This is a genomic window from Paracoccus sp. R12_2 (assembly GCF_017744015.1).
GTDB lineage: Bacteria > Pseudomonadota > Alphaproteobacteria > Rhodobacterales > Rhodobacteraceae > Paracoccus.
In genome coordinates this window covers 456,581-477,867 of sequence record NZ_JAGHRA010000001.1, presented here as the reverse complement: position 1 = coordinate 477,867, position 21,287 = coordinate 456,581, and the positions used below count along the sequence as shown (strand labels likewise).

Genomic DNA, 21,287 nt, shown 5'->3' with positions numbered 1-21,287 from the left:
TGTTCGCCGGATCATGCTGGCTGTCCCCGGCAACTGCCGGGGATCTTGCGTTCGTGACGTCGCAGAACGGCAACATGGTGTCGATCATCGACCTGTCGGACAATGAAATAATCACGCAGACGGCGTTGCAGGATGCGCCCGCGCCCGTCGCCTATGATCCTCAGGCACGCAGGGCCTATGTCATCGCCGCGGATACCGGACGGCTGAGCGTGATCGACGAAGCAGGTCGCATCACCGCCACGCGCGACCTGGGCGAAGGTGCTTTCGGCATCGCGACAGCGCCCAATGGCGAGCTTTTCGTGACGGATTGGTTCGAGGCAGGATTGACCCGGCTAGGTCGCGACCTGAAGACGTTGTGGCGCACCGACACCGGCAACGCCCCTGCCGGGGTCGCTGTCAGCGCCGCGGGAGATCTGGTCGCCACCGCCGACCGTGACGATGACGCGGTCAGCATCTTCGATGCCACGACCGGGCGACTGCTGCGAAAGATCGCCACCGCAGGCGCGCATCCCTTCGCCATAACCTTTCATGATGATCGCCTGTGGACCGCGGATGTCCAGGGCGACACGGTGTCGGTCATCGATCCGATCGCGGGCAAGCTGATCGGACAAGTGCCGACAGGCAGCCATCCCTATGGTGTCGCCTTTGCGGGCGGACGCGGTTTCGTGACCAATCAGTATGCGGGCACATTGACCGTGTTCGATCCCAAGACGCTGGCGGTTCAGGCCGAGATCGACATCGGCGAGTATCCCGAAGGAATCGCCGCCCTGCCCGACGATAGCGGCGTCGTGGTTGCCAACTGGGATTCGGATACAGTCGAGGTCGTGGACGCCCAAAGCCTGACCGTTCGCGCCCGGATCGACGTGCCCGCGGGGCCGCGCGCGTTCGGCGCATTCACGGGACGACAGGTTCCGCACTGACCAGATCTGGCCCAAGCGCGTCCTGCCATTCGTCGGTGCCGCCCGGAAACCACTTCACGTCGGTATAGCCCATGGCGACCGCACGGCGCGCGGCATTCCAACTCATCCAGCAATCCGCGCGGCAGAAGATCACCACGGGCGCAGCAGGATCGCCCGACGTCGCGTCGTGCAGACCATTCCGCAGCCGCGCCTCCTCGTCTGCGGACAATCGCTGATAGCCGGTGTCCCACAGCCAGATCGCGTCGGGGATCGTCTTGTGTCGGGGTTCGCGCCAGATCGTCCCTTCAGGCAGGCCCTCGGGTTTCGTCGTCCGGGGATACACATCGACGAAGGCGACCCCGTCGGCATGCAATTCAACCGCGCGTTCGGCGTCAATGACCTCGGCGCCGGATAGCGTAGCGGGGACGGGCGCGTTATAGGGCTCGCCCCGATAATCCTGCGGTTCGGGCACTTGCGCCAAGGCCCGTCCCGACATCGCGGCCACCAGAACCAGGGCAGCCGCGATCCGGTTCATTCCAGTATCGCCTTGCCATAGTCATCGACCAGAGGCACCCCCGCCTCGCGCAGGGTCTGGTTGATGTCGTCCTGATGGCGACGAATGAGGCTGTTCAACTGACGTTTCCATTCCTGCTCGCCCAGGCGAACGCCCATGGTGATGCGATAGAACATCTTTGGCCCGGCAGTTTCCTTCAGCAGCGGTGTGAACTGCAGATCCGGGTCATCCTTGATCCGCGGTCCCGCCAGAGGGCCCCACAACACGGCAGCATCCAGCGATCCATCGCGCACGCCGTCGATCAGCCCGCCGATCGGATCCTTCACGCGCCGGTCCACGAACAGGTCGGCGCCGCGCATGTCCTTGGCCAGACCGGCACGCGCCATGATCGTGGCGGGCGGGCTGCCAGCGATCACGCCAATCGGGTGATCCTTCAGCGCCGGGTCGCCAATATGGTCCACCGACGCAAGCGGGCTGTCCTTGCGGGTCACGATGCCGAAGATCGAGGTGTAGTAATGATTGGTATTCTGCACCAGTTCGTCGCCCTGGGCATAGCCCATCACCACATCGCAGGTCCCTGCGCGCAACGTCCGGGTGATGAACCCCATGCCAGAAGGAAACCAGCTATAGGTCACAGGCAGGTCCAGCCACTCGCCGAACCGATCGGCCAGCTTGTTCTCGAACCCCGTCCCGTCGCGCGTGGACATGGGCGCGTTAGCCGGATCGGCGCAGACCCTGAACTGCGTGGTCGAACGCAGGTCGGCGACCTGCGCGACAGCCGAAGCCGCCGCGCAAATCGCCATGATGGCTGTCAGGATTAGTGTTCGCATCACATCACATCGACATGCAGGAATCTTCCTGCTCTGCGAAAGCATCGGTCTTCGGACCCTTCTTGGCCGGACGACCGCGTGGCAGCGCATCGGTCCCGCGCGCCAGAAGATAGGCGTAGATGTCGTCGATATAGCACCAGACATTCTTGTTGGTGCCAAAAGCCGGCATGACCTGGTTTTGTGACGCATTCACCTCTTGCTTGCCGGACGCGACGACCTGCTGGAAGTCATAGTAATCCATCCGCAGCACCGATTCCTTCAAGGCCGGTGCGTAGGTCGAGCCCTCGCCATCCGGTCCGTGGCAGACATGGCATTCGGCCGAATAGCGGCGATATCCGTTGAAGGTCGCGAAATCGACGGTCCCGTCTTCGTCGATCTTGTAGGTCGGAATGCCGTCCACCGTGTACCAGCGGCCGTTTTCCTCGTAATCGGGCGTGATATCCGTGCCGTTCGGAAGGGTTGTCTGACCTTCGGCCATCTCGGTTGCGGCACTGTCCTGCGCTGCGGCATCCGCGCCATCTTCGGCGGGCTGTTCGTTCGCGGCGGCGTTCCCCGACACGGCCGCGGCAGCGCCTGCCCCCGCATCTGCCGGGGGTGCTTGTTCCGTCGTGGCGGTCTGTCCAAGGGCTGCACCGCCCAGAGACGCCCCCAGGACCAGCGCCGCAAGGCTGGTGATGGCTTTCATGCTGTCTTCCTCCCAAGTTCCAACTTACCCGTCCTCCGCAGGTAAAATCACCCCAAGACTACTCTTGGGGTGATCCTTGCACAGCCATGCCGCGCGATAACGGAACGAAAGTATTAGCCGCTGGACGCGTCTTCGCCCGCAGCGTCCTCGGCCGGGGCCGCGGCGACGTCGCCCGGAAGCTCGAACACCGTCAGCTGTCCGCCCAGTTCGGTGTAGTCCGACAGGGACGCATAACCGCCGACCGCACCAAGCCCGTCATTCGGGTTGGTCAGACCGGCCGCCAGACCGATCCCGGCCCAGCCCCCGACGCCCGACAGGACCCCGACATACTGCTTGCCGTTCGTCTCGTAGGTCATCACGTTGCCGATGATGCCGGACGGGGTCTTGAAGCGATACAGCTCGTCCCCGGTTTCGGCGTCAACCGCCTTCAGATAGCCTTCCAGCGTGCCGTAGAACACCACGCCGCCAGCCGTCGCCAGCGCGCCGGACCAGACCGAGAACTGTTCGGGCAGCGACCACTTGATCTCGCCGTTGACGTTGTCCCAGGCGATGAAGTTGCCCATGCCGCCATGGCTGTCGGGTGCAGGATACATCGACAGCGTCGCGCCGACGTAGGGCTGACCAGCCGTGTAGGCCACGCGGAACGGTTCATAGTCCATGCAGACATGGTTGGTCGGAACATAGAACAGCTGGGTATCCGGCGAATAGGCCGCCGGTTGCTGGTCCTTGGACCCCAGCGCCGCCGGGCAGACGCCCGTCGTGTTGGTGTCTTCGCCATTCTGCGCGGTCGAATATTCGGCGACCACGGCCGGGCGGCCATAGCTGTCCGAATCCGGATCCATGTCGACACCGGTGGTCCAGTTCACCGCCGGATCGTACTTCTCGGCCACCAGCAACTCGCCGGTTTCGCGGTCCAGGGTATAGCCCAGGCCGTTACGGTCGAAATGGGTCAGCAGCTTGCGCGAAGTGCCGTCGATTTCCTGATCGGTCAGGATCATCTCGTTCACGCCGTCGAAGTCCCATTCGTCATGGGGCGTCATCTGGTAGAACCACTTGGCCATGCCGGTATCGGCGTCGCGGGCCATGATGGTCATCGACCATTTGTTGTCGCCAGGACGCTGCGACGGGTTCCAGGTCGAGGGGTTGCCGGTGCCGTAGTAGATCAGGTTCAGGTCCGGATCATAGGAATACCAGCCCCAGGTGGTGCCGCCACCGATCTTCCACTGATCGCCTTCCCAGCTGTTCAGGCTGCTGTCGGCGCCGATGGGCTTGCCCAGATGCATGGTGTTTTCGGGATCGACCAGCATTTCCTCGTCCGGGCCGGTCGAATAGGCTTTCCATGCCTCGGACCCGTCGGACAGGTTGTAGGCCGTGACGCGGCCACGAACGCCGTATTCACCACCCGACACCCCGACGATCACCTTGTCCTTCACCGGCAGAACGGTGGCGGTGTTGGTCTCGCCGACCGCGGGATCGCCGGTCTTGACCTTCCATTTCTCTTCGCCGGTCTTGGCATCCAGCGCGACCAGCGTGGTGTCGGCCTGGTGCGTCAGGATCATGCCATCGGCATAGGCGACGCCGCGATAGACCGTGTCACAGCACATGACCGCGATCACTTCGGGATCCTGCTGCGGCTCATAGCGCCACAGGATCTTGCCGTCATTGGCCAGATCCAGCGCGAAGATGTTGTTGGGGAACGGCGTGTGCACATACATCACGTCGCCGATCACCAGCGGGCTGCCTTCGTGGCCGCGCAGCACCCCGGTCGAGAACGTCCATGCGACACGAAGGTCGCCGACATTCTCCTTGTTGATCTGATCCAGCTTGGAATAGCGCGTGTTGGCATAATCGCCAGTCTGGATCGCCCATTGTTCGGGCTTGCCGATCTCGGTCATGACGCTTTCGTTCGCGTAGGCCGTACCGGTCAGAAGCAGCGCGACGGCCGCGCTGTTCAGCAGATGTTTCATGAAGTGCTCCTCCGCCATTGGCTCATGCGCTGCGGTTTCCTCCTCCCGCAGCTGTCCATGGGATCAGTGTTGGATGAGCGCCGTCGTGGGTCAATCGGCCCCATGGCCATTTAACCCTAAAGTATGGGGTCAAATGGCAAGGATTCCGGGAACTTTCGGCAAGGCGCCTAGATCAGCCGTTCGGCGTGCCACATGACGTGGTCGGGCATGAAACTTTGCACGAAGAAATAGCTGTGATCGTAACCCGGTTGCATGCGGAACTGTCCGGGTTGGCGGCGTGCCATCATCGCATGGGCAAGCGCCTCGGGCTTGAGAAGATCCAGGAACTGGTCGCTGCTGCCCTGATCAATCAGAACCTCGCCGGGATAGCCCCGTTCCGACATCAGCAGCGTCGAATCGTGGTTGCGCCAGGCCGCCTTGTCGTCGCCCAGATACGCCGAAAGCTGCTTGCGCCCCCAGTCGGATTCCGTCGGATTCGCGATGGGCGCGAAGGCCGAGACCGAATGATAGCGGTCGGGATGGGTCATCGCGATGGTCAGCGCGCCGTGCCCGCCCATCGAATGCCCGGTGATCCCCATGGCGTCGCGGTCGACCGCGAAATTCTCACCGATCAGCTCGGGCAGTTCATGGACGACGTAATGCCACATCTGGAAATGCGGCTTCCACGGATCCTGCGTGGCGTTGACATAGAATCCCGCGCCCTTGCCAAGATCATAGGCGTCGTCGTCGGCCACGTCTTCGCCGCGCGGCGAGGTATCGGGGAAGCAGATGGCGATGCCGGCCTCGTCGCACCATTGCTGGGCGGCGGCCTTGGTCATGGCGTTCTCATGGGTGCAGGTCAGTCCGGACAGATACCAAAGCACGGGCACCCGTCCATACTGGGCCGCCTCGGGCAGGAAAAGCCCGAAGGTCATGTCGGTCCCCGTGGCCTGCGAGCGATGCTTGTAAACGCCCTGCGTGCCTCCAAAGCTGCGGTTCTCGGATACGGTCTCAAGGCTCATGGTTCTCTCCTGTCAGAACGTGGAACATGACCAGCGCATCGACCGGCCCATGTCTTGGATGAAGAAACGCGCCGGGCAGCCGACCGACAACCTCGAAACCGACCTTCTGCCACAAATGGACGGCATCGGCGTTGGTCGAGACGACAAAGTTGAACTGCATCGCCCGGAACCCCATCCCGGTGGCCCAAGTCTTGGCGTGCCGGACCAAGGCAAGGGCGACGCCCCTGCCCCGCGCCGCCGGATCGGTCGCAAACGAGGCGTTGGCGACATGCGATCCGCCGCCCGGCCGATTGGCGCCGACATGGCTGGTGCCCACGACACGGTCCTGGATCTCGGCCACGAAGACGGTGAAGGGCTGCGCGAACCAGTCCGCCAGCGCCTCGTCACGGGTGATGTCGCGCGGGATGCAGTAGGTTTCGCCCGCACGATAGACTGGCCGAAGGATCGCCCAGATCGCATCGTGATCTGCCGGACCGGCGGGGCGGATCTTCACCCCGCCGTCGCTCATTTCAGTTCATCCACGCTGCGGATGACGCGTCCCAGAAGGCCATAATCCAGCGCCTCTTGGGTGTTCAGCCAGAAATCGCGATGGGTGTCCTTCTCGATCCGCTCGATCGGCTGACCCGTCGCGTCGGCGAAGATGTGGTTCAGGCGGTCGCGCATCAGCCGGACCTGTTCGGCCTGAATCATCATGTCGGACGAGGTGCCGCCGATCCCGCCCGAGGGCTGGTGGATCAGGAAGCGGGTGTTGGGCAGGCAGTATCGGTTTTCCCTGTCCGCACCGACGAAGATCAGCGCGCCCGCAGAGGCGACCCAGCCCGACCCGATCGTGCGCACCGTCGGACGGATGAACTTGATCACGTCATGGATCATGTCACCGGATTCGACATGCCCGCCCGGCGACGAGATCAGCATATTGATCGGCGCGTCGCTGTCTTCGGCCAGGGCCAGAAGATGTGCGACGGTCCGCTGTGCCAGCTTGTCGTTGATCGGACCGGCAACGATCACCGTCCGCGACTTGAAATACAGCTTTCCGATCCGGTCGCCTTCGGGAAGGCCCAGACCGCCATCCTTGTCGCCCTTCTGCGGGTGGTCGTCGTCATCATCGTCATCATCGTCGTCCAGCCACTGATGGCGCATCTGCCTGCTCCTTGTTGTTCTCATGGCGACGGCGGGACCGATGGCCCCGCCGTATCTTTACCTAAGCAGCGATGAAGGATCAGTAAAGCACGACCGAGCGGATCGATTCACCGTGATGCATCAGGTCGAAGCCCTTGTTGATGTCGTCCAGCGGCATGGTGTGGGTGATCATCGGGTCGATCTCGATCTTGCCGTCCATGTACCAGTCCACGATCTTCGGCACGTCGGTCCGGCCACGCGCGCCACCAAACGCGGTGCCCTTCCAGACCCGGCCGGTGACCAGCTGGAACGGGCGGGTGCTGATTTCGGCCCCGGCCGCCGCCACGCCGATGATGATCGACTGGCCCCAGCCGCGATGCGTGCATTCCAGCGCGTCGCGCATCACCTTGGTGCTGCCCGTGGCATCAAAGCTGTAATCCGCCCCGCCGATCTGGTCGAACGGGGTTTTCGTCATGTTGACGATTTCCTGCACGATCGAGCCGTCGATTTCCTTCGGGTTGATGAAATGGGTCATCCCGAAGCGTTCGGCCATGGCCTTCTTTTCGTTGTTCAGATCCACGCCGATGATCATGTCGGCACCGGCCAGGCGCAGGCCCTGAATCACGTTCAGGCCGATCCCGCCCAGACCGAACACGACGGCCTTGGCACCGATTTCCACCTTCGCGGTATTGATGACCGCACCGATGCCGGTGGTCACGCCACAGCCGATATAGCAGATCTTGTCGAAGGGTGCGTCGTCGCGGACCTTGGCGACGGCGATCTCCGGCAGCACGGTAAAGTTCGAAAAGGTCGAACAGCCCATGTAATGGTGGATCGGCGTGCCGTCATCCAGGCTGAAACGGCTGGTCCCATCGGGCATCAGGCCCTGACCCTGCGTGGCGCGGATCGCCGTGCAGAGATTGGTCTTGCCCGACAGGCAGGACGCGCATTGGCGGCATTCGGGCGTGTACAGCGGAATGACGTGATCGCCCGGCTTGACCGACGTGACGCCGGGCCCGACCTCGACCACGACGCCCGCGCCTTCGTGGCCCAGGATCGACGGGAACAGACCCTCGGGGTCCGCGCCCGACCGGGTGAATTCGTCTGTGTGACAGATGCCGGTCGCCTTGATCTCGACCATCACCTCGCCTTCTTTCGGCCCGTCGAGATTGACCTCCATCACTTCCAGCGGTTTGCCGGCCTCGAAGGCTACGGCGGCACGGGTTTTCATCGTTACTCTCCTATCGTTCCGATCGGGCTTGCTGTCATGGCCGAGGGGGCCGGTTTCCGCGGCCCCCTGGGATTTCTGTGAATTCCGTCCCTGTCCGCGTCAAGCGGGCAAGGCACCGGACCGCTTGGCGATGTGAGTCGCGATCGCATCCATCAACGGTGGCGACAAGGCATCATAAGGTTCAAGCCCCAGTTCGCGCAGACGCGACCTGATGCCATCCATCCGCGACGGATCGACGCCGGATTCGATGATCGAGCTTACGAAGGCCGCGAATTCCGGCGCCGACCAGCCGTTTTCGTCGGACAGTTCGGTGTGGACGAAATCAAGGCCGTAGAACGGATGATCCTTGTTTTCGATCCGGCCATACATGTGAACACCGCATTCCTTGCAGCGGTGGCGCTGGATCGGTGCATCCGCGTTGACGATTTCCAGCTTGTCGCCGTTCTCCAGCACCTCGATCGCGTCGCGCGATACCACGGCGACCTGACTGAAAACCGCGCCGTCCGGTTTCCAGCACTTCGTGCAGCCGCAGACGTGGTTATGGGCGGTCTGTCCTCCGACGCGGACCTTTACAGGGTTCGTGGCGCAGTGACACGCCAGCACCCCGCCCGCAAAAGACGGATCGCCCGGCTTGATGCCGTGATCCACGGCGGGGTGAATCTTCACCCCATCTGTGTTGGCCATGGTCCCCTCCTCCGATTGACCGAAAGTCATTCCAAGGGTCGCGCGGACGGGAACGATCGGCAAGTCAGAGGAAGGTTGTAGCACCGGGGCGCAACGCACCCCGGCGACCCGATCAACTGGCCGGGGTCGAGCTGACGCCGACCTTGGCAGGCCGCAGCAGCCGGTCATGCAGCGCGAAGCCGTCTTCCATGACCTGAATGATCTCGCCAGCGGTGGTTCCCGGCAGCGCAGCCTCGAACATGGCTTCATGCCATGTCGGATCGAAACGATCGCCGGCCTTCGGGGTGATCACGGTGATTCCATGCTTTGCAAAGACGTTGGACAATTCCCGCAAGGTCAGCTCGACGCCCTCGATCAATGCCGAGGCTGCGGCCCGCTGTTCATCGCCCGCGGCATCAAGCGCACGCGTCAGGGCGTCATGGACCGGCAGAAGGTCGCGGGCGAGTCGCGACCCACCATATTGTTCTGCGTCCCGGCGTTCCCGGTCGGCACGCTTGCGCGAGTTCTCTGCATCCGCCAGCGCGCGCATCCACTTGTCGCGGAACTCGTCGCGTTCGGCCGTCAGGCGCGCGATATCGTGGGACGGATCGGCCAACGGATCGTCCATGATGTCGTCGTTTGGCTGTTCGTTCTGCTCGGTCATCCTCAAACTCATCCTTTCCGGCCGGACAAGACACGTCCCACCAGCTGCGCCGTGTAATCCACGATCGGAACAATACGGCCATAGTTCAGCCGCGTCGGCCCGATGACGCCCACCGCGCCTACAATCTTCCGGTCGGCATTCATATAGGGAGAAACCACCAAAGCGGAACCCGAAAGCGAAAAAAGCTTGTTCTCGGAACCGATGAAAATGCGCACCCCGTCGCCGCTTTCGGTCAGTTCCAGAAATTCGACGATGTCGCGCTTGCGTTCAAGATCGTCGAACAGCACCCGGATGCGGTCCAGATCGGCGGCTTCGCGGTCCAGAAGATTCGCGCGCCCGCGGACGATCAGCCGAGGGTCGGTATTCTCACCGTCCCACAGCGCCAGCCCGGATTGCACCAGTTCGGCCGCCAGAACATCCAGTTCGCGCCGCCTGACCGCGATCTGCTGACCCAGATGGGTCCGCAGTTCAGCCAGGGTCCGCCCCTCGGCCATCGCGTTCAGGAAGTTCCCGGCCTCGCGCATCGAAGACGGAGTCTGGCCGGGCGGCGGCGTGAAAATGCGGTTCTCGACATGGCCATCGGCGAAGACCAGCACCACAAGCGCGCGATCGGGCGCCAGGCTGACGAATTCGATATGGCGGATGGGCGCCTCGTGTTTCGGCATCAGGACCAGGGACGCCCCCCGCGTGATCGAACTCAGCGCCGTGCTGACCCGGTCCAGCAACAGGCCGGTATCGGGGTCGTCGTTGCCCAAGGTCTGATCGATCGCGGCCCGGTCCGTGGGCGCGACGGCATCAACCTCCATCATGCCGTCCACGAACAGCCGCAACCCAAGCTGCGACGGCAAGCGCCCTGCTGAAATGTGCGGACTGTCCAGCAGGCCCATGAATTCAAGATCCTGCATCACATTGCGGATTGTCGCCGCGCTGACCTTTTCGGACAGCGCGCGCGTCAACGTGCGCGACCCCACCGGCTCGCCGGTTTCCAGATAGGTCTCGACCACCCGGCGAAACACCTCGCGGGAGCGGTCGTTAAGTTCTGAGAGTACCGATTCCTGACTCATATCCCTCGCGGGCTTGCGTGACGGGGGCGCGGCCCTGTATTGGGCAGCGAAACCTCACCGAAAGGATGACACATGCGCCCCTCTGGCCGGAATCTAAGCCAAATGCGTCCGATTTCAATCGAAACCGGGGTGATGCGCCATGCAGAAGGATCTTGCCTGATCCGCTGCGGCGAAACGCATGTGCTGTGCACAGCCAGCATCGAAGACAATCCGCCGCGTTTCCTGAAAGGAACCGGCCTGGGCTGGGTGACGGCGGAATACGGCATGCTGCCCCGCGCCACCAACACCCGCAACCGGCGCGAGGCGGCCCAGGGCAAGCAATCGGGCCGCACTCAGGAAATTCAGCGGCTGATCGGCCGCAGCCTGCGTGCCGGTATCGACCGCGTGGCCTTGGGTGAACGTCAGATCACCATCGACTGCGACGTGATCCAGGCCGACGGCGGAACCCGCTGCGCCTCGATCACCGGCGGATGGGTGGCGCTGCGCCTGGCGGTGAACAAGCTGATGAAGGCGGGCGCCGTCACCAGCGATCCGATCATCGACCACGTCGCGGCGGTCAGCTGCGGCATCTATGCCGGACAACCGGTCGTCGATCTGGACTATGCCGAGGACAGCGAGGCCGGCACCGACGGCAATTTCGTGATGACCGGCAAGGGAAAGCTGATCGAGGTGCAGATGTCGGCCGAGGGCGCGACCTTCAGCCGCGACGAGATGGGCCGCCTGCTGGATCTGGCCGAAGCCGGGGTGGCCGATCTGGTCGCGGCGCAAAAGGCCGCGCTGGAATGAGAAAGTTCACCGAAACGCGCCTTCTGGTCGCGACCCACAATCCCGGCAAGCTGGCGGAAATGCGCGCCCTTCTCGCCCCCTTTGGCGTCGAGGTGACGGGTGCCGCCGAGGCAGGTCTGAGCGAGCCTGTCGAGACCGAGGACAACTTCGTCGGCAATGCGCGCATCAAGGCGCGCGCGGCCGTCGAGGCGACGGGCCTGCCTGCTCTGGCCGACGACAGCGGGATCTGCGTGGATGCGCTGAACGGGGCGCCGGGGGTCTATACCGCCGACTGGGCCGAGACGGGCAATGGTCGCGATTTTGCGATGGCCATGGCCCGGACGTGGGAAAAGCTAGAGGCCGCGGGCGCGCCCGAGCCACGCTGCGCCCAGTTCCGCTGCACCTTGGTGCTGATGTGGCCGGACGGCCATGACGAGGTCTTCGAGGGTATTCTGCCGGGTCGCGTCGTCTGGCCGCCACGTGGTGCCGAAGGGCACGGCTATGATCCGATCTTCATGCCCAACGGGCACCGGCAGACGCTTGGCGAGATGACGCCTGAGGCAAAGAACCGCCTGAGCCACCGCGCACTGGCCGTCGCGAAGATGATCGAGGGTTGCTTTGCATAGAATCTCGACAGGATCGCCGTTCGAGACCGCGATGGGATACAGCCGCGCTGTCGTGAAGGGAAACTGGTGCTTTGTCTCGGGCGTCACCGGCTATGACTATGTCACGATGACGATGCCGGACAGCGCCTTGGAGCAGGCAGAGAACTGTTTTGCGACCATATTCGCCGTGCTGTCCGAGGCTGGATTTTCGCCGGACGCCATTGTCAGGGTGCAATACACGGTCACCGACGCGGCGTTTGTCGACCAGATTGCCCCTGCACTGAGTACGGCAATGGGCGATATCAGGCCCGCGGCGACGATGGTGGTCGCCGGATTGATCCGTCCTGAAATGAAGGTCGAGATCGAAGTCACGGCCTTGCGCGAATGACCGATGCAGCGCAGTCCGACTGGCGTGCGGGCGGATTCGGCCTGTATGTCCACTGGCCGTTCTGCGCGGCAAAATGCCCCTATTGCGATTTCAACAGCCATGTCGTCGATCGGGTCGATCAGCGGCGATGGGCGGATGCGCTGTCAACCGAGATCGCGCGGCTTGGCGCGGAACTGCCCGGAAGGCATCTGGGCAGCATCTTCTTTGGCGGCGGAACGCCGTCGCTGATGGCGCCCGAGACGGTCGACAGCATTTTGCGCGCCGCCCGCGCGGCATGGGGCTTTGTCAATGACATCGAGATCACGCTGGAGGCCAATCCGACCAGCGTCGAGAAGAGCAGGTTCCGTGGCTATGCCGATGCGGGCGTCAACAGGCTGTCGATGGGAGTTCAGGCGCTGAATGATCCTGATCTGCGCCGGTTGGGTCGCATGCATTCGGTCGCCGAAGCGCGCGCCGCGTTCGAGGTTGCGCGCGGCTGCTTTGATCGGGTCAGCTTCGATCTGATCTATGCGCGGCAAGGCCAGGATCGAGACGCCTGGCGGGCTGAACTGCGCGAAGCGCTGAGCATGGCCATGGATCACCTGTCCTTGTACCAACTGACGATCGAGCCCGGCACGGCGTTTGGCGCGCGCGCTGCGGCTGGCAAGCTGCGCGATCTGCCAACAGATGATTTGTCGGCGGATATGTATCTGGATACGCAGGAAATTTGCGTCGCTGCCGGAATGGCGGGGTATGAGATATCGAACCACGCCGCGCCGGGCGCAGAAAGCCGCCACAATCTGGTCTATTGGCGGCAGGGGGATTGGGCTGCGGTCGGCCCTGGTGCCCATGGGCGGGTGACACTGGCTGAGGGCCGGGTCGCGACCGAGGCGCATTCCGCACCCGGCGCATGGCTGGACGCGGTAGAGCGCAACGGAACGGGTGAATCCCTTCGCGCGTTCATCCCTGCTGATGAGCAGGCAATGGAATATCTTCTGATGTCGATGCGACTTTCCGAAGGGCTGGACGAAGCGCGCTATGCGCGAATGGCTGGTGCGCCATTGAACGCGGATGTGATCGCCGGTCTGGAAGACCTGGCCATGGTCCGTCGGCAGTCCGGGCGCCTGATGGCCACCGATCAAGGCCGCCCGGTGCTGAACGCGATCCTGCGCGAACTGGCCGCCTGACAATGAAGCGGCAGATCTGGTTCGCGGTAGGCGCGCTTTTTCTGGCACTGGGGGCGATCGGTGTCGCGCTGCCGGTCATGCCCACGGTGCCGTTCCTTCTGGTTGCGGCCTGGGCATTCGCCCGCAGTTCTCCCAGATTGCGGCAAAAGATCCTGGATAACCCGACCTATGGCCCCTCGGTCCGTGCATGGCAGGAACGTGGCGCGATAAGCCGCATCGCGAAGATCTGGGCGGTGTCGGCGATGGCCGCGGGGATCGGGCTAAGCATCTGGCTGGATCTGCCGGTCTGGGTGATTGGCCTGCAGGCCGGGACCTGTGCGGCAGTGGGCGCATTCGTCGCAAGCCGACCCGAGCAGTAGCTACCTTATGTAGTGTGCTTGAAGCCAATACACACTACATTAAGTCAGTTCCCGCCAAGAACCTGGCAAAGCCGATCCAGCTGATCAAGATCGCGGTAGGTGATCGTCAAGGTGCCGCCATCGACACCGGTATGATTGATCGACACACCCATCTTGAGATGCGCGGAAAGATCAGACTCGAGCGCGCGGGTGTCCGCGTCCTTTTCGGACCGTGACTTCGTTGCCTTGCGGGGCGCGGCTTCGGATTGAGATGATTGCTTGCGGACAAGGTCTTCCGTCTCGCGGACCGATAGCCCCTTCTCGATCACCTTCCGCGCAAGTTGCCCCGCGTTGGGGGCCGTGATCAGCGCCCGTGCATGACCGGCAGAGATCTTTCCGTCCTTCACCAGGTCCTGAACCTGATCCGGCAAGTTCAGCAGACGCAGCAGATTGGCAATATGGCTGCGGCTTTTGTTCAGGGCCTCGGCAAGCCTTTCCTGCGTATGCCCGAACCGATCCATCAACTGGCGAAACGAGGCCGCCTCTTCGATCGCGTTCAGGTCAGCACGCTGGATATTCTCGATGATCGCGACTTCCAGAACCTCGGTATCGGACATCTCGCGGACGATGACGGGCAATTCATGCAGTTGCGCCATCTGGGCGGCGCGCCAGCGACGCTCGCCCGCCACGATCTGGAAGATGCCGCTATCGGAGGGATGCGGCCTGACGATCAGCGGCTGAAGAACGCCCCGGTTGCGAAGCGAATCCGCCAGTTCCTGCAGCGCCTCGGGATCAAACTTTCTGCGCGGCTGATCGGGATTGGCTGTCAACTGCTCGATAGGAACGAATGTCTGATCGCGCGGCGTCGCCTGCGGCGTCTGCTCGGACAGATCCATGTCGGCCATCAACGCGGAAAGCCCGCGCCCCAACCCGCGCTTTGCGGTCTTGCTGTCGGACATGTTCAGGCCTCCTCGGGAACCAGTTTGAGACGGGCGGCAAACTCGGCGGCGAATGCGCGATAAGCCGCGCTGCCTTTCGAGCTGGGATCATAGATCAGGACGGGCTGGGCGTGCGACGGCGCCTCGGACACGCGGACATTCCGTGGAATCACGGTCGGATAGACCAGATCCGCAAGTGTCGCCCGCGCGTCCGCCTCGACTTGCTGAGAGAGATTGTTCCGATAATCCGACATGGTCAGCAGCACACCATTGATCCGCAGTTCGGGATTCGCCGTCCGCCGGACCTGTTTGACGGTGGTCAGCAGCTGCGACAGGCCTTCCAGCGCATAGAATTCCGCCTGAAGCGGAACCAGCACGCTATCCGCCGCCACCATCGCATTGACGGTCAGCAGACCCAGGGCCGGCGGGCAATCGATCAGCACGATGCTGCCCTGCGGCAGCGATTCCAGCTTGCGACGCAGCAGCCGCGTCCGATCGGCGGTCTGCGACAGATCTACATCGGCAGATGACAAATCCGAGGTCGCCGGAACGATGCGCAGGTTGGGAATCTGGGTCGGCACCGCACAGTCCTGAAGGGTCTCGGGACCGGCAAGCAGATCATAGATGGTTCGCTCTCGCTGTTCCGGCAGGATCCCAAGGCCCGTCGATGCGTTCCCCTGCGGATCCAGATCAATCAGCACGGTCTCGTATCCGGCGTCGGCCAGTGCGGCGCCAAGATTGATCGCGGTGGTCGTCTTTCCGACACCGCCCTTCTGGTTGGCAATCGCCACGATATTGTGGTCAGACATGCGAGACCTCGCTTATCTTGAGAATTGCCGCGCCCGAATGGGTGAGGCTTGGATAGGCTGAGCAGGCAAACCGCCAGTCAGCTTGCGCGTCACGCACTTCGCTTTGCCACCGTTCGCCCTTCATCAGCCACGCCTGCCCGTTATCTGCCATGTGCCTTGAAAGATATGGCATAAGCAGGGGAAGAGGAGCAAGCGCTCTGGCCGACACATAGGCGGCATTCAGCGGAGTGATATCTTCGATTCGCCGCGTGACGACCGACGCATTGGCTAGATCAAGCTGGCGGATCGCAGTTCGCAGAAACACAGCTTTCCTCTGATCGCTTTCGACCAAGCGAAACTCGGTATCAGTCCTTTGAAAGGCGATGGCCAGCACCAGCCCCGGCAACCCGCCTCCGCTGCCAAGATCCGCCCAGATGCCGTCCTCGGGCGTCACGTGCTGGCAAATCTGAAGGCAGTCTTCTATGTGGCGGGGTCGCAGATTAGCGATTGTTCCGGGCGCGACAAGGTTGATCCTGCTGTTCCAATGGGACAGCAGCGCCGCATATTCGTCCAGGCGCTCTTGTGTTTCACGTGAAACAATCATCTCGCCACGGCATTTCGACGAGCGCCGCGGACAACTGCCACAAGAAGCGTCAGTGCCGCGGGTGTTACCCCCTCGATCCGGGCGGCGGCGGCGAGTGTTGCGGGACGTGCGTCGGTAAGCTTCTGCCGCAGCTCTGCAGACAGTCCGGATATGGCGGCGTAGTCGAGATCAACGGGAAGTTCGACCGCCTCATCCGCACGCAGCGCTTCGGCATCGCGGGTCTGCCGATCCGTATACTGGTGATAAAGAGCATCGTTCTGCAACTGTCGAAGCGTCTGCGGCTCGCAACCGGCAAGCTCAGGCGTCAAAGCAAGAACCTGATCGGCATCAATGTCCGACAGTCCCAACAGAGTAAAGGCAGATCGCGGCTGCCCATCCAGTCGCACCTTGAACCCGGCGCGCTGCAGTTCCGTCGGTGTAAACTGGCGCGATTCCGCAGCCGTCCTTGCCGCGTGATACTTGCCCTCGCGGCCCTCGAAGGCTTCGCGACGATTCTGACTGACGCAACCCAGCGAGATGCCAAACGGGGTCAGCCGTCGATCGGCGTTGTCCGCGCGCAGGGTCAGCCGAAATTCAGCGCGTGACGTAAACATCCGGTATGGCTCGGTCACGCCTCGCGTCGTCAGGTCGTCGATCATTACCCCGATATAGCTTTCGGTACGACTGAAGATCGCTGGCGCCCGGCTCTGCGTCGCAAGCGCGGCGTTCAGACCCGCGACCAGCCCCTGGGCTCCGGCCTCTTCATATCCGGTGGTGCCATTGATCTGTCCTGCGAGAAAAAGTCCACGAACAGACTTAAGACGAAGCGTGTTGTCCAGCGCCCGAGGGTCCACATAGTCATATTCGACTGCGTATCCTGGCTGCAGGATGTCGGCCTGCTCCAAGCCGGGAATGGTGCGAACATACTGTTCTTGCACCTCGGCCGGCAAGGATGTCGAGATTCCGTTCGGATACACCGTCGCGTCATCCAACCCCTCTGGTTCAAGGAAGATCTGATGTGACTCCTTCTCCGCGAAGCGCACCACCTTATCTTCGATCGAGGGGCAGTATCTTGGGCCACGCCCCGAGATCTGTCCGCCGTACATCGCGGATTTTTCCAAGTTCTGGCGGATAATATCGTGCGTTTTCGCATTGGTATGCGTGATGCCGCAACTGATCTGCGGATTTTCTGGCGCATTGTTGAGATACGAGAACATGGTCGGTTGATCGTCGCCAGGTTGCATTTCCAGTCGCGACCAATCAATTGTTCGTCCGTCCAGTCGCGGCGGCGTTCCGGTCTTCAACCGACCCAGCGGAAGGTCAAACCGGCGAAGCGAATCTGCAAGGCTGTTGGACGCGTCATCGCCCCAGCGACCAGCCTTACGGCTGATATTGCCGATATGGATGACGCCCCCCAGAAATGTCCCTGACGTGAGGACAATCGCTTTTGCCCCATAATGCGTGCCGTCTGACATTCGGACGCCGGCGACCGCGCCCTCCTGGGTGTCCAATTCGGCAACTTTACCAAAAAGCAACGTCAAGCCCGGCACGGCAGAAAGGCTGCGAAACGCGACGTTCCGATACAGGGCACGATCCATTTGCGCCCTGGGTCCTTGGACGGCTGGACCCTTGCGACGATTCAGCAGCCGGAACTGAATTCCCGCCGCATCAGCGAATCGTCCCATCAAGCCATCAAGCGCGTCAATCTCGCGGACAAGATGACCTTTCCCCAGGCCCCCGATCGCTGGATTGCAGGAAAGCGCACCGATATCTTCCGGCCGCATCGAGATCAACGCGGTGTCAGCGCCCAAACGGGCCGACGCAGATGCAGCCTCACTGCCCGCGTGCCCTGCTCCGATAACGATGACATCAAAATGTTTCACGTGAAACACCTTTCACTTGCCGATACAGAAGGATGAGAAGATAACGTCCAGATACTCTTCCGCACCGATTCTGCCAAGCATCCTGTCGAGGCGCGATGCCGCATGGCGAATTCGCTCGGCGATCAATTCTGGCGGCAGGTCCTCCAGGCCCTCCAGTTCGGTTCGTGCTTCTGCCAAGGCCTTCGCCTGTCTTTCGTGACTGACGATACCCGCACCGGCCACGCGTTTGCGAAGCTCGTCAAAGATGTCCTCAAGCAATCGATCGATGCCCATACCGGTTCTCGCCGATATCGCGTCGGGTTGCGCGTCGTTCAAGGTGTCTGACTTTCCACGACGCACCAAATCACCTGATCGCCACAGCATCGCATCCTTCGATCCATCGTCGGACAGATGAACCCGAAGATCCGCGAAAGCTGCGCGTTCCCGCGCCTTCTCAACGCCCAACACTTCAACATGGTCATCCGATTCGCGCAGCCCTGCGGTATCAAGCAGCGTGACCGCAAGACCGCTCAGATCAATCCGCAGCTCGATCACATCGCGGGTCGTCCCGGCGATATCGGAAACCAGGGCAACATCCCGGCTTGCAATCCGATTCAGCAGACTGGATTTACCGGCGTTTGGCGGTCCAATGATCGCAACTTCGAATCCGGTCCTGACGCGCTCGGCCGCCGGAAATCCGTCAATCTCAACGGAAAGTTCGTCCCGCAATCGCGCAAGAAGTGCAAAAACCTCGTCCGGAACATCATCTGGAACGTCTTCGTCGGCAAAATCCACGCTGGACTCGACAAGCGCGCCGGCGCGAATCAACAAACCTCGCCATGCTTCGGCCTTTCGGCCCAACTCTCCTCCAGCAGTTTTCGCGGCCAGTTTCCGCTGTTCTTCTGTTTCGGCCTGCAAAAGATCGCCAAGCCCCTCGACTTCGGCCAGATCCATACGGCCGTTAAGAAGTGCCCGGCGCGTAAATTCGCCGGCCTCTGCCTGCCTCGCGTTGAACTGCGACAGCGCTGACATCACGCGCCGACATATGACCGGAGCGCCATGAAGATGCAGCTCGACCGTTTCCTCACCCGTAAAGCTCGCGCCGGCTTCGAACCAGATCACTAGGCCCAGGTCCAGTGTCTCTCCATGATGGGATAGCTGACGCAGATAGGCATGTCTGGCCAAGGGCAGTTCACCGGCCAGAGCCTCCGCAACCGACCTGGCTCCATCGCCGCTTAATCGAATAACCGAAACGCCCCCCCGCCCGGGCGGAGTGGCTTCGGCGAAAATCAGATCCATCCCGGCCTCGTCAGGCGTTCATTGAATCGAAGAATTCGGAGTTTGTCTTCGTTTGTTTCAACTTCGAGATCAGGAACTCGATCGCATCGGTGGTTCCCATCGGATTCAGGATCCGACGCAACAGATAGGTCTTCTGCAGATCCCTCGAATCGACCAGAAGCTCTTCCTTACGCGTCCCGGACTTCAGGATATCCATGGCCGGGAAGACGCGTTTGTCAGCAACCTTGCGGTCCAGGACGATCTCGCTGTTGCCGGTTCCCTTGAACTCTTCGAAGATCACTTCATCCATGCGCGAACCCGTGTCGATCAACGCCGTGGCGATGATCGTCAGGCTTCCACCTTCCTCGATATTTCGCGCGGCACCGAAGAAGCGTTTCGGGCGCTGCAGGGCATTCGCATCGACACCACCGGTCAGAACCTTACCGGAACTCGGCACAACGGTGTTGAACGCCCTACCAAGTCTTGTGATCGAGTCCAAAAGAATCACAACATCTCGCTTATGCTCGACCAGGCGCTTGGCCTTCTCGATCACCATCTCGCTGACTGCGACGTGGCGGCTCGCAGGTTCGTCAAAGGTCGAAGATATCACCTCGCCCTTCACGCTGCGCTGCATGTCGGTCACCTCTTCCGGGCGCTCGTCGATCAACAGGACGATCAGATAGCACTCGGGGTGGTTTTTCTCGATCGAGTTGGCGATATTCTGCAGCAGAACGGTTTTGCCGGTACGCGGCGGTGCCACGATCAGCGAACGCTGTCCCTTGCCGATCGGTGCAACAAGATCGATGATCCGCGCCGACCGATCCTTGATGGTCGGATCCTCGACCTCCATCTTCAGCCGGTCATTGGGATACAACGGTGTCAGGTTGTCGAACGCGACCTTGTGGCGCGCCTTTTCGGGATCCTCGAAATTGATCCGCTCGACCCGCGTCAGCGCGAAATATCGCTCATTCTCACCCGGCGCTCGGATGACACCCTCGACACTGTCACCCGTGCGCAGCGAATGCATGCGGATCATGTCGGGACTGACATAGATATCGTCCGGGCCGGGAAGATAGTTCGCCTCGGTGGACCGCAGGAAGCCGAAACCATCCTGAACGACCTCCAGAACGCCCTCGCCCCCGATGTCCCAGCCTTCCTCAGCATGCTCTTTCAGGATCGAGAACATCATCTCGCCCTTGCGCATGGTCGAGGCGTTCTCGATCTCCCATTCTTCTGCCATCGACAGAAGATCCGCCGGGCTCTTGGCCTTGAGATCGGACAGATTGAGACGTTCTTCGCTCATGAATGTTCACCAATGCGCCGCAGATCGGTCGGCGTCGAAAATATCGTGACAGGGGATTCCCGATCCGGACGGCCGGGGTTGAGGATGCAAATAGGCCTCAGAACCACCCGAGTCAATCTTGACGGTCAGAATTTGACGATCACGGCCAGGACGATGCCGATCATCAGCAGCGTCGGAACCTCGTTCATCATCCGATATCGACGACCTGGCAACGGCGTTTGATCGATGATGCGGCGACGCTCGGCGGCACACCATCCGTGAAACCATGTCATCGCCAGCACGCAGGCCGCCTTCACCCACGGCCAGACCATCGACCAATCCACGATACCCGGCGTCAGGACAAGGCACAGCCCACTGATCCAGGTTGCGATCATCGCCGGGCGCATGATCACGCGCAGCAGCTTGTCTTCCATGATGACAAAGCTGGCGACGGGTTCGGTGCCGGTCGCCGCACGTTCGGCATGATAGACGAATAGCCGTGGAAGATAGAACAGCCCGGCCATCCAGGAGATGACGGACATGACATGGAATGCCTTGAGATAGGGATAGGACGCGGCAAGCAGATCGATCATGTGTTCCTCACTTCCTCTTCAATTAAATAAAAAGAAAAGAAATAGGAATGATGTTGTTGTTGGG

The 21,287-nt window shown here is 61.9% G+C and carries 24 protein-coding genes; 6 read left to right on the top strand and 18 right to left on the bottom strand.

Features of this window, described 5'->3' with window-relative positions; translation table 11 throughout:
* Window positions 1-53: 53 nt before the first annotated feature.
* The gene (locus J7359_RS02245; RefSeq protein ID WP_209054883.1) at window positions 54-920 is read left to right on the top strand and encodes a YncE family protein; all 867 of its coding nucleotides are present in this window, start codon (window positions 54-56) and stop codon (window positions 918-920) included.
* Here the strand turns inward: J7359_RS02245 and J7359_RS02240 are convergent.
* The 11 genes from J7359_RS02240 to hrcA all read right to left on the bottom strand — a co-directional run bounded on the left by J7359_RS02240 (window position 895) and on the right by hrcA (window position 10,637).
* Complete coding sequence (locus J7359_RS02240; protein ID WP_209054882.1) at window positions 895-1,434, bottom strand: PQQ-dependent catabolism-associated CXXCW motif protein; 540 nt, start codon at window positions 1,432-1,434, stop codon at window positions 895-897. The genes J7359_RS02245 and J7359_RS02240 overlap by 26 nt on opposite strands.
* Window positions 1,431-2,243 carry a quinoprotein dehydrogenase-associated putative ABC transporter substrate-binding protein gene (locus J7359_RS02235; RefSeq protein WP_209054881.1) on the bottom strand — a complete coding sequence of 271 codons (813 nt, stop codon included), beginning with the start codon at window positions 2,241-2,243 and terminating at the stop codon, window positions 1,431-1,433. Before J7359_RS02235 ends, J7359_RS02240 begins: the two co-directional genes overlap by 4 nt.
* A 4-nt stretch (window positions 2,244-2,247) precedes the next feature.
* Window positions 2,248-2,928: a c-type cytochrome, methanol metabolism-related gene (locus J7359_RS02230; RefSeq protein ID WP_209054880.1), complete on the bottom strand. Its 681-nt coding sequence runs from the start codon at window positions 2,926-2,928 to the stop codon at window positions 2,248-2,250.
* Window positions 2,929-3,041: 113 nt separating this feature from the next.
* On the bottom strand, window positions 3,042-4,895 hold the full coding sequence (locus J7359_RS02225) for a methanol/ethanol family PQQ-dependent dehydrogenase (protein ID WP_209054879.1): 1,854 nt from the start codon (window positions 4,893-4,895) through the stop codon (window positions 3,042-3,044).
* A gap of 167 nt (window positions 4,896-5,062) precedes the next feature.
* A complete protein-coding gene (gene fghA, locus J7359_RS02220; protein WP_209054878.1) occupies window positions 5,063-5,896 on the bottom strand; it encodes an S-formylglutathione hydrolase in 834 nt (277 codons plus the stop codon).
* A complete protein-coding gene (locus J7359_RS02215) occupies window positions 5,886-6,404 on the bottom strand; it encodes an N-acetyltransferase (RefSeq protein WP_209054877.1) in 519 nt (172 codons plus the stop codon). The genes fghA and J7359_RS02215 overlap by 11 nt, the downstream gene beginning before the upstream one ends.
* Window positions 6,401-7,036, bottom strand: a complete 636-nt coding sequence (locus J7359_RS02210; RefSeq protein ID WP_209054876.1) for an ATP-dependent Clp protease proteolytic subunit — start codon at window positions 7,034-7,036, stop codon at window positions 6,401-6,403. Before J7359_RS02210 ends, J7359_RS02215 begins: the two co-directional genes overlap by 4 nt.
* A 79-nt stretch (window positions 7,037-7,115) precedes the next feature.
* A complete protein-coding gene (locus tag J7359_RS02205; RefSeq protein WP_209054875.1) occupies window positions 7,116-8,246 on the bottom strand; it encodes an S-(hydroxymethyl)glutathione dehydrogenase/class III alcohol dehydrogenase in 1,131 nt (376 codons plus the stop codon).
* Window positions 8,247-8,345: 99 nt separating this feature from the next.
* Window positions 8,346-8,930, bottom strand: a complete 585-nt coding sequence (gfa, locus tag J7359_RS02200) for an S-(hydroxymethyl)glutathione synthase (RefSeq protein WP_209054874.1) — start codon at window positions 8,928-8,930, stop codon at window positions 8,346-8,348.
* Window positions 8,931-9,042: 112 nt separating this feature from the next.
* Window positions 9,043-9,537: a nucleotide exchange factor GrpE gene (locus tag J7359_RS02195; RefSeq protein ID WP_247740136.1), complete on the bottom strand. Its 495-nt coding sequence runs from the start codon at window positions 9,535-9,537 to the stop codon at window positions 9,043-9,045.
* A gap of 44 nt (window positions 9,538-9,581) precedes the next feature.
* Window positions 9,582-10,637: a heat-inducible transcriptional repressor HrcA gene (gene hrcA / locus J7359_RS02190; protein WP_209054872.1), complete on the bottom strand. Its 1,056-nt coding sequence runs from the start codon at window positions 10,635-10,637 to the stop codon at window positions 9,582-9,584.
* A 72-nt stretch (window positions 10,638-10,709) separates the two neighbouring features.
* On the opposite strand from hrcA, the gene rph reads away from it, so the two are divergent.
* From rph to J7359_RS02165, 5 genes are read left to right on the top strand one after another with little or no spacing between them, the layout of a single operon-like run.
* Window positions 10,710-11,423 (top strand): ribonuclease PH, encoded by a 714-nt coding sequence (gene rph / locus J7359_RS02185; protein ID WP_209054871.1) that lies wholly within the window; start codon window positions 10,710-10,712, stop codon window positions 11,421-11,423.
* Window positions 11,420-12,028, top strand: a complete 609-nt coding sequence (rdgB, locus tag J7359_RS02180; protein WP_209054870.1) for an RdgB/HAM1 family non-canonical purine NTP pyrophosphatase — start codon at window positions 11,420-11,422, stop codon at window positions 12,026-12,028. The genes rph and rdgB overlap by 4 nt, the downstream gene beginning before the upstream one ends.
* A complete protein-coding gene (locus J7359_RS02175) occupies window positions 12,021-12,395 on the top strand; it encodes a RidA family protein (RefSeq protein ID WP_209054869.1) in 375 nt (124 codons plus the stop codon). Before rdgB ends, J7359_RS02175 begins: the two co-directional genes overlap by 8 nt.
* Window positions 12,392-13,561: a radical SAM family heme chaperone HemW gene (gene hemW, locus J7359_RS02170; RefSeq protein WP_209054868.1), complete on the top strand. Its 1,170-nt coding sequence runs from the start codon at window positions 12,392-12,394 to the stop codon at window positions 13,559-13,561. Before J7359_RS02175 ends, hemW begins: the two co-directional genes overlap by 4 nt.
* Window positions 13,562-13,563: 2 nt before the next feature.
* Entirely contained in the window at window positions 13,564-13,920 is a 357-nt protein-coding gene (locus J7359_RS02165; protein ID WP_209054867.1) for a YbaN family protein, read from the top strand.
* Between the two features lie 44 nt (window positions 13,921-13,964).
* Here J7359_RS02165 and J7359_RS02160 read toward each other — a convergent pair whose 3' ends face one another.
* The 7 genes from J7359_RS02160 to J7359_RS02130 form a co-directional block, all read right to left on the bottom strand.
* On the bottom strand, window positions 13,965-14,858 hold the full coding sequence (locus J7359_RS02160; RefSeq protein WP_209054866.1) for a ParB/RepB/Spo0J family partition protein: 894 nt from the start codon (window positions 14,856-14,858) through the stop codon (window positions 13,965-13,967).
* A 2-nt stretch (window positions 14,859-14,860) separates the two neighbouring features.
* Window positions 14,861-15,646 (bottom strand): AAA family ATPase, encoded by a 786-nt coding sequence (locus tag J7359_RS02155; protein WP_209054865.1) that lies wholly within the window; start codon window positions 15,644-15,646, stop codon window positions 14,861-14,863.
* Window positions 15,639-16,229 (bottom strand): 16S rRNA (guanine(527)-N(7))-methyltransferase RsmG, encoded by a 591-nt coding sequence (rsmG, locus tag J7359_RS02150; RefSeq protein WP_209054864.1) that lies wholly within the window; start codon window positions 16,227-16,229, stop codon window positions 15,639-15,641. The genes J7359_RS02155 and rsmG overlap by 8 nt, the downstream gene beginning before the upstream one ends.
* The gene (gene mnmG, locus J7359_RS02145) at window positions 16,226-18,100 is read right to left on the bottom strand and encodes a tRNA uridine-5-carboxymethylaminomethyl(34) synthesis enzyme MnmG (RefSeq protein WP_209054863.1); all 1,875 of its coding nucleotides are present in this window, start codon (window positions 18,098-18,100) and stop codon (window positions 16,226-16,228) included. The genes rsmG and mnmG overlap by 4 nt, the downstream gene beginning before the upstream one ends.
* A 3-nt stretch (window positions 18,101-18,103) precedes the next feature.
* Window positions 18,104-19,369: a tRNA uridine-5-carboxymethylaminomethyl(34) synthesis GTPase MnmE gene (gene mnmE, locus J7359_RS02140; RefSeq protein WP_209054862.1), complete on the bottom strand. Its 1,266-nt coding sequence runs from the start codon at window positions 19,367-19,369 to the stop codon at window positions 18,104-18,106.
* 10 nt (window positions 19,370-19,379) lie between these two features.
* Window positions 19,380-20,651: a transcription termination factor Rho gene (gene rho / locus J7359_RS02135; RefSeq protein WP_209054861.1), complete on the bottom strand. Its 1,272-nt coding sequence runs from the start codon at window positions 20,649-20,651 to the stop codon at window positions 19,380-19,382.
* A gap of 125 nt (window positions 20,652-20,776) precedes the next feature.
* Window positions 20,777-21,223, bottom strand: a complete 447-nt coding sequence (locus tag J7359_RS02130) for a CopD family protein (protein ID WP_209054860.1) — start codon at window positions 21,221-21,223, stop codon at window positions 20,777-20,779.
* Between the last annotated feature and the right edge of the window lie 64 nt (window positions 21,224-21,287).

Excerpts from the sequence above, each read along its gene's own strand:
- J7359_RS02240 (WP_209054882.1), bottom strand. The coding sequence starts at position 1,434 with ATGAACCGGATCGCGGCTGCCCTGGTTCTGGTGGCCGCGATGTCGGGA.
- J7359_RS02235 (WP_209054881.1), bottom strand. The coding sequence starts at position 2,243 with ATGCGAACACTAATCCTGACAGCCATCATGGCGATTTGCGCGGCGGCT.
- J7359_RS02230 (WP_209054880.1), bottom strand. The coding sequence starts at position 2,928 with ATGAAAGCCATCACCAGCCTTGCGGCGCTGGTCCTGGGGGCGTCTCTG.
- J7359_RS02225 (WP_209054879.1), bottom strand. The coding sequence starts at position 4,895 with ATGAAACATCTGCTGAACAGCGCGGCCGTCGCGCTGCTTCTGACCGGT.
- fghA (WP_209054878.1), bottom strand. The coding sequence starts at position 5,896 with ATGAGCCTTGAGACCGTATCCGAGAACCGCAGCTTTGGAGGCACGCAG.
- J7359_RS02215 (WP_209054877.1), bottom strand. The coding sequence starts at position 6,404 with ATGAGCGACGGCGGGGTGAAGATCCGCCCCGCCGGTCCGGCAGATCAC.
- J7359_RS02210 (WP_209054876.1), bottom strand. The coding sequence starts at position 7,036 with ATGCGCCATCAGTGGCTGGACGACGATGATGACGATGATGACGACGAC.
- J7359_RS02205 (WP_209054875.1), bottom strand. The coding sequence starts at position 8,246 with ATGAAAACCCGTGCCGCCGTAGCCTTCGAGGCCGGCAAACCGCTGGAA.
- gfa (WP_209054874.1), bottom strand. The coding sequence starts at position 8,930 with ATGGCCAACACAGATGGGGTGAAGATTCACCCCGCCGTGGATCACGGC.
- J7359_RS02195 (WP_247740136.1), bottom strand. The coding sequence starts at position 9,537 with ATGGACGATCCGTTGGCCGATCCGTCCCACGATATCGCGCGCCTGACG.
- hrcA (WP_209054872.1), bottom strand. The coding sequence starts at position 10,637 with ATGAGTCAGGAATCGGTACTCTCAGAACTTAACGACCGCTCCCGCGAG.
- rph (WP_209054871.1), top strand. The coding sequence starts at position 10,710 with ATGCGCCCCTCTGGCCGGAATCTAAGCCAAATGCGTCCGATTTCAATC.
- rdgB (WP_209054870.1), top strand. The coding sequence starts at position 11,420 with ATGAGAAAGTTCACCGAAACGCGCCTTCTGGTCGCGACCCACAATCCC.
- hemW (WP_209054868.1), top strand. The coding sequence starts at position 12,392 with ATGACCGATGCAGCGCAGTCCGACTGGCGTGCGGGCGGATTCGGCCTG.
- J7359_RS02165 (WP_209054867.1), top strand. The coding sequence starts at position 13,564 with ATGAAGCGGCAGATCTGGTTCGCGGTAGGCGCGCTTTTTCTGGCACTG.
- J7359_RS02160 (WP_209054866.1), bottom strand. The coding sequence starts at position 14,858 with ATGTCCGACAGCAAGACCGCAAAGCGCGGGTTGGGGCGCGGGCTTTCC.
- J7359_RS02155 (WP_209054865.1), bottom strand. The coding sequence starts at position 15,646 with ATGTCTGACCACAATATCGTGGCGATTGCCAACCAGAAGGGCGGTGTC.
- rsmG (WP_209054864.1), bottom strand. The coding sequence starts at position 16,229 with ATGATTGTTTCACGTGAAACACAAGAGCGCCTGGACGAATATGCGGCG.
- mnmE (WP_209054862.1), bottom strand. The coding sequence starts at position 19,369 with ATGGATCTGATTTTCGCCGAAGCCACTCCGCCCGGGCGGGGGGGCGTT.
- rho (WP_209054861.1), bottom strand. The coding sequence starts at position 20,651 with ATGAGCGAAGAACGTCTCAATCTGTCCGATCTCAAGGCCAAGAGCCCG.
- J7359_RS02130 (WP_209054860.1), bottom strand. The coding sequence starts at position 21,223 with ATGATCGATCTGCTTGCCGCGTCCTATCCCTATCTCAAGGCATTCCAT.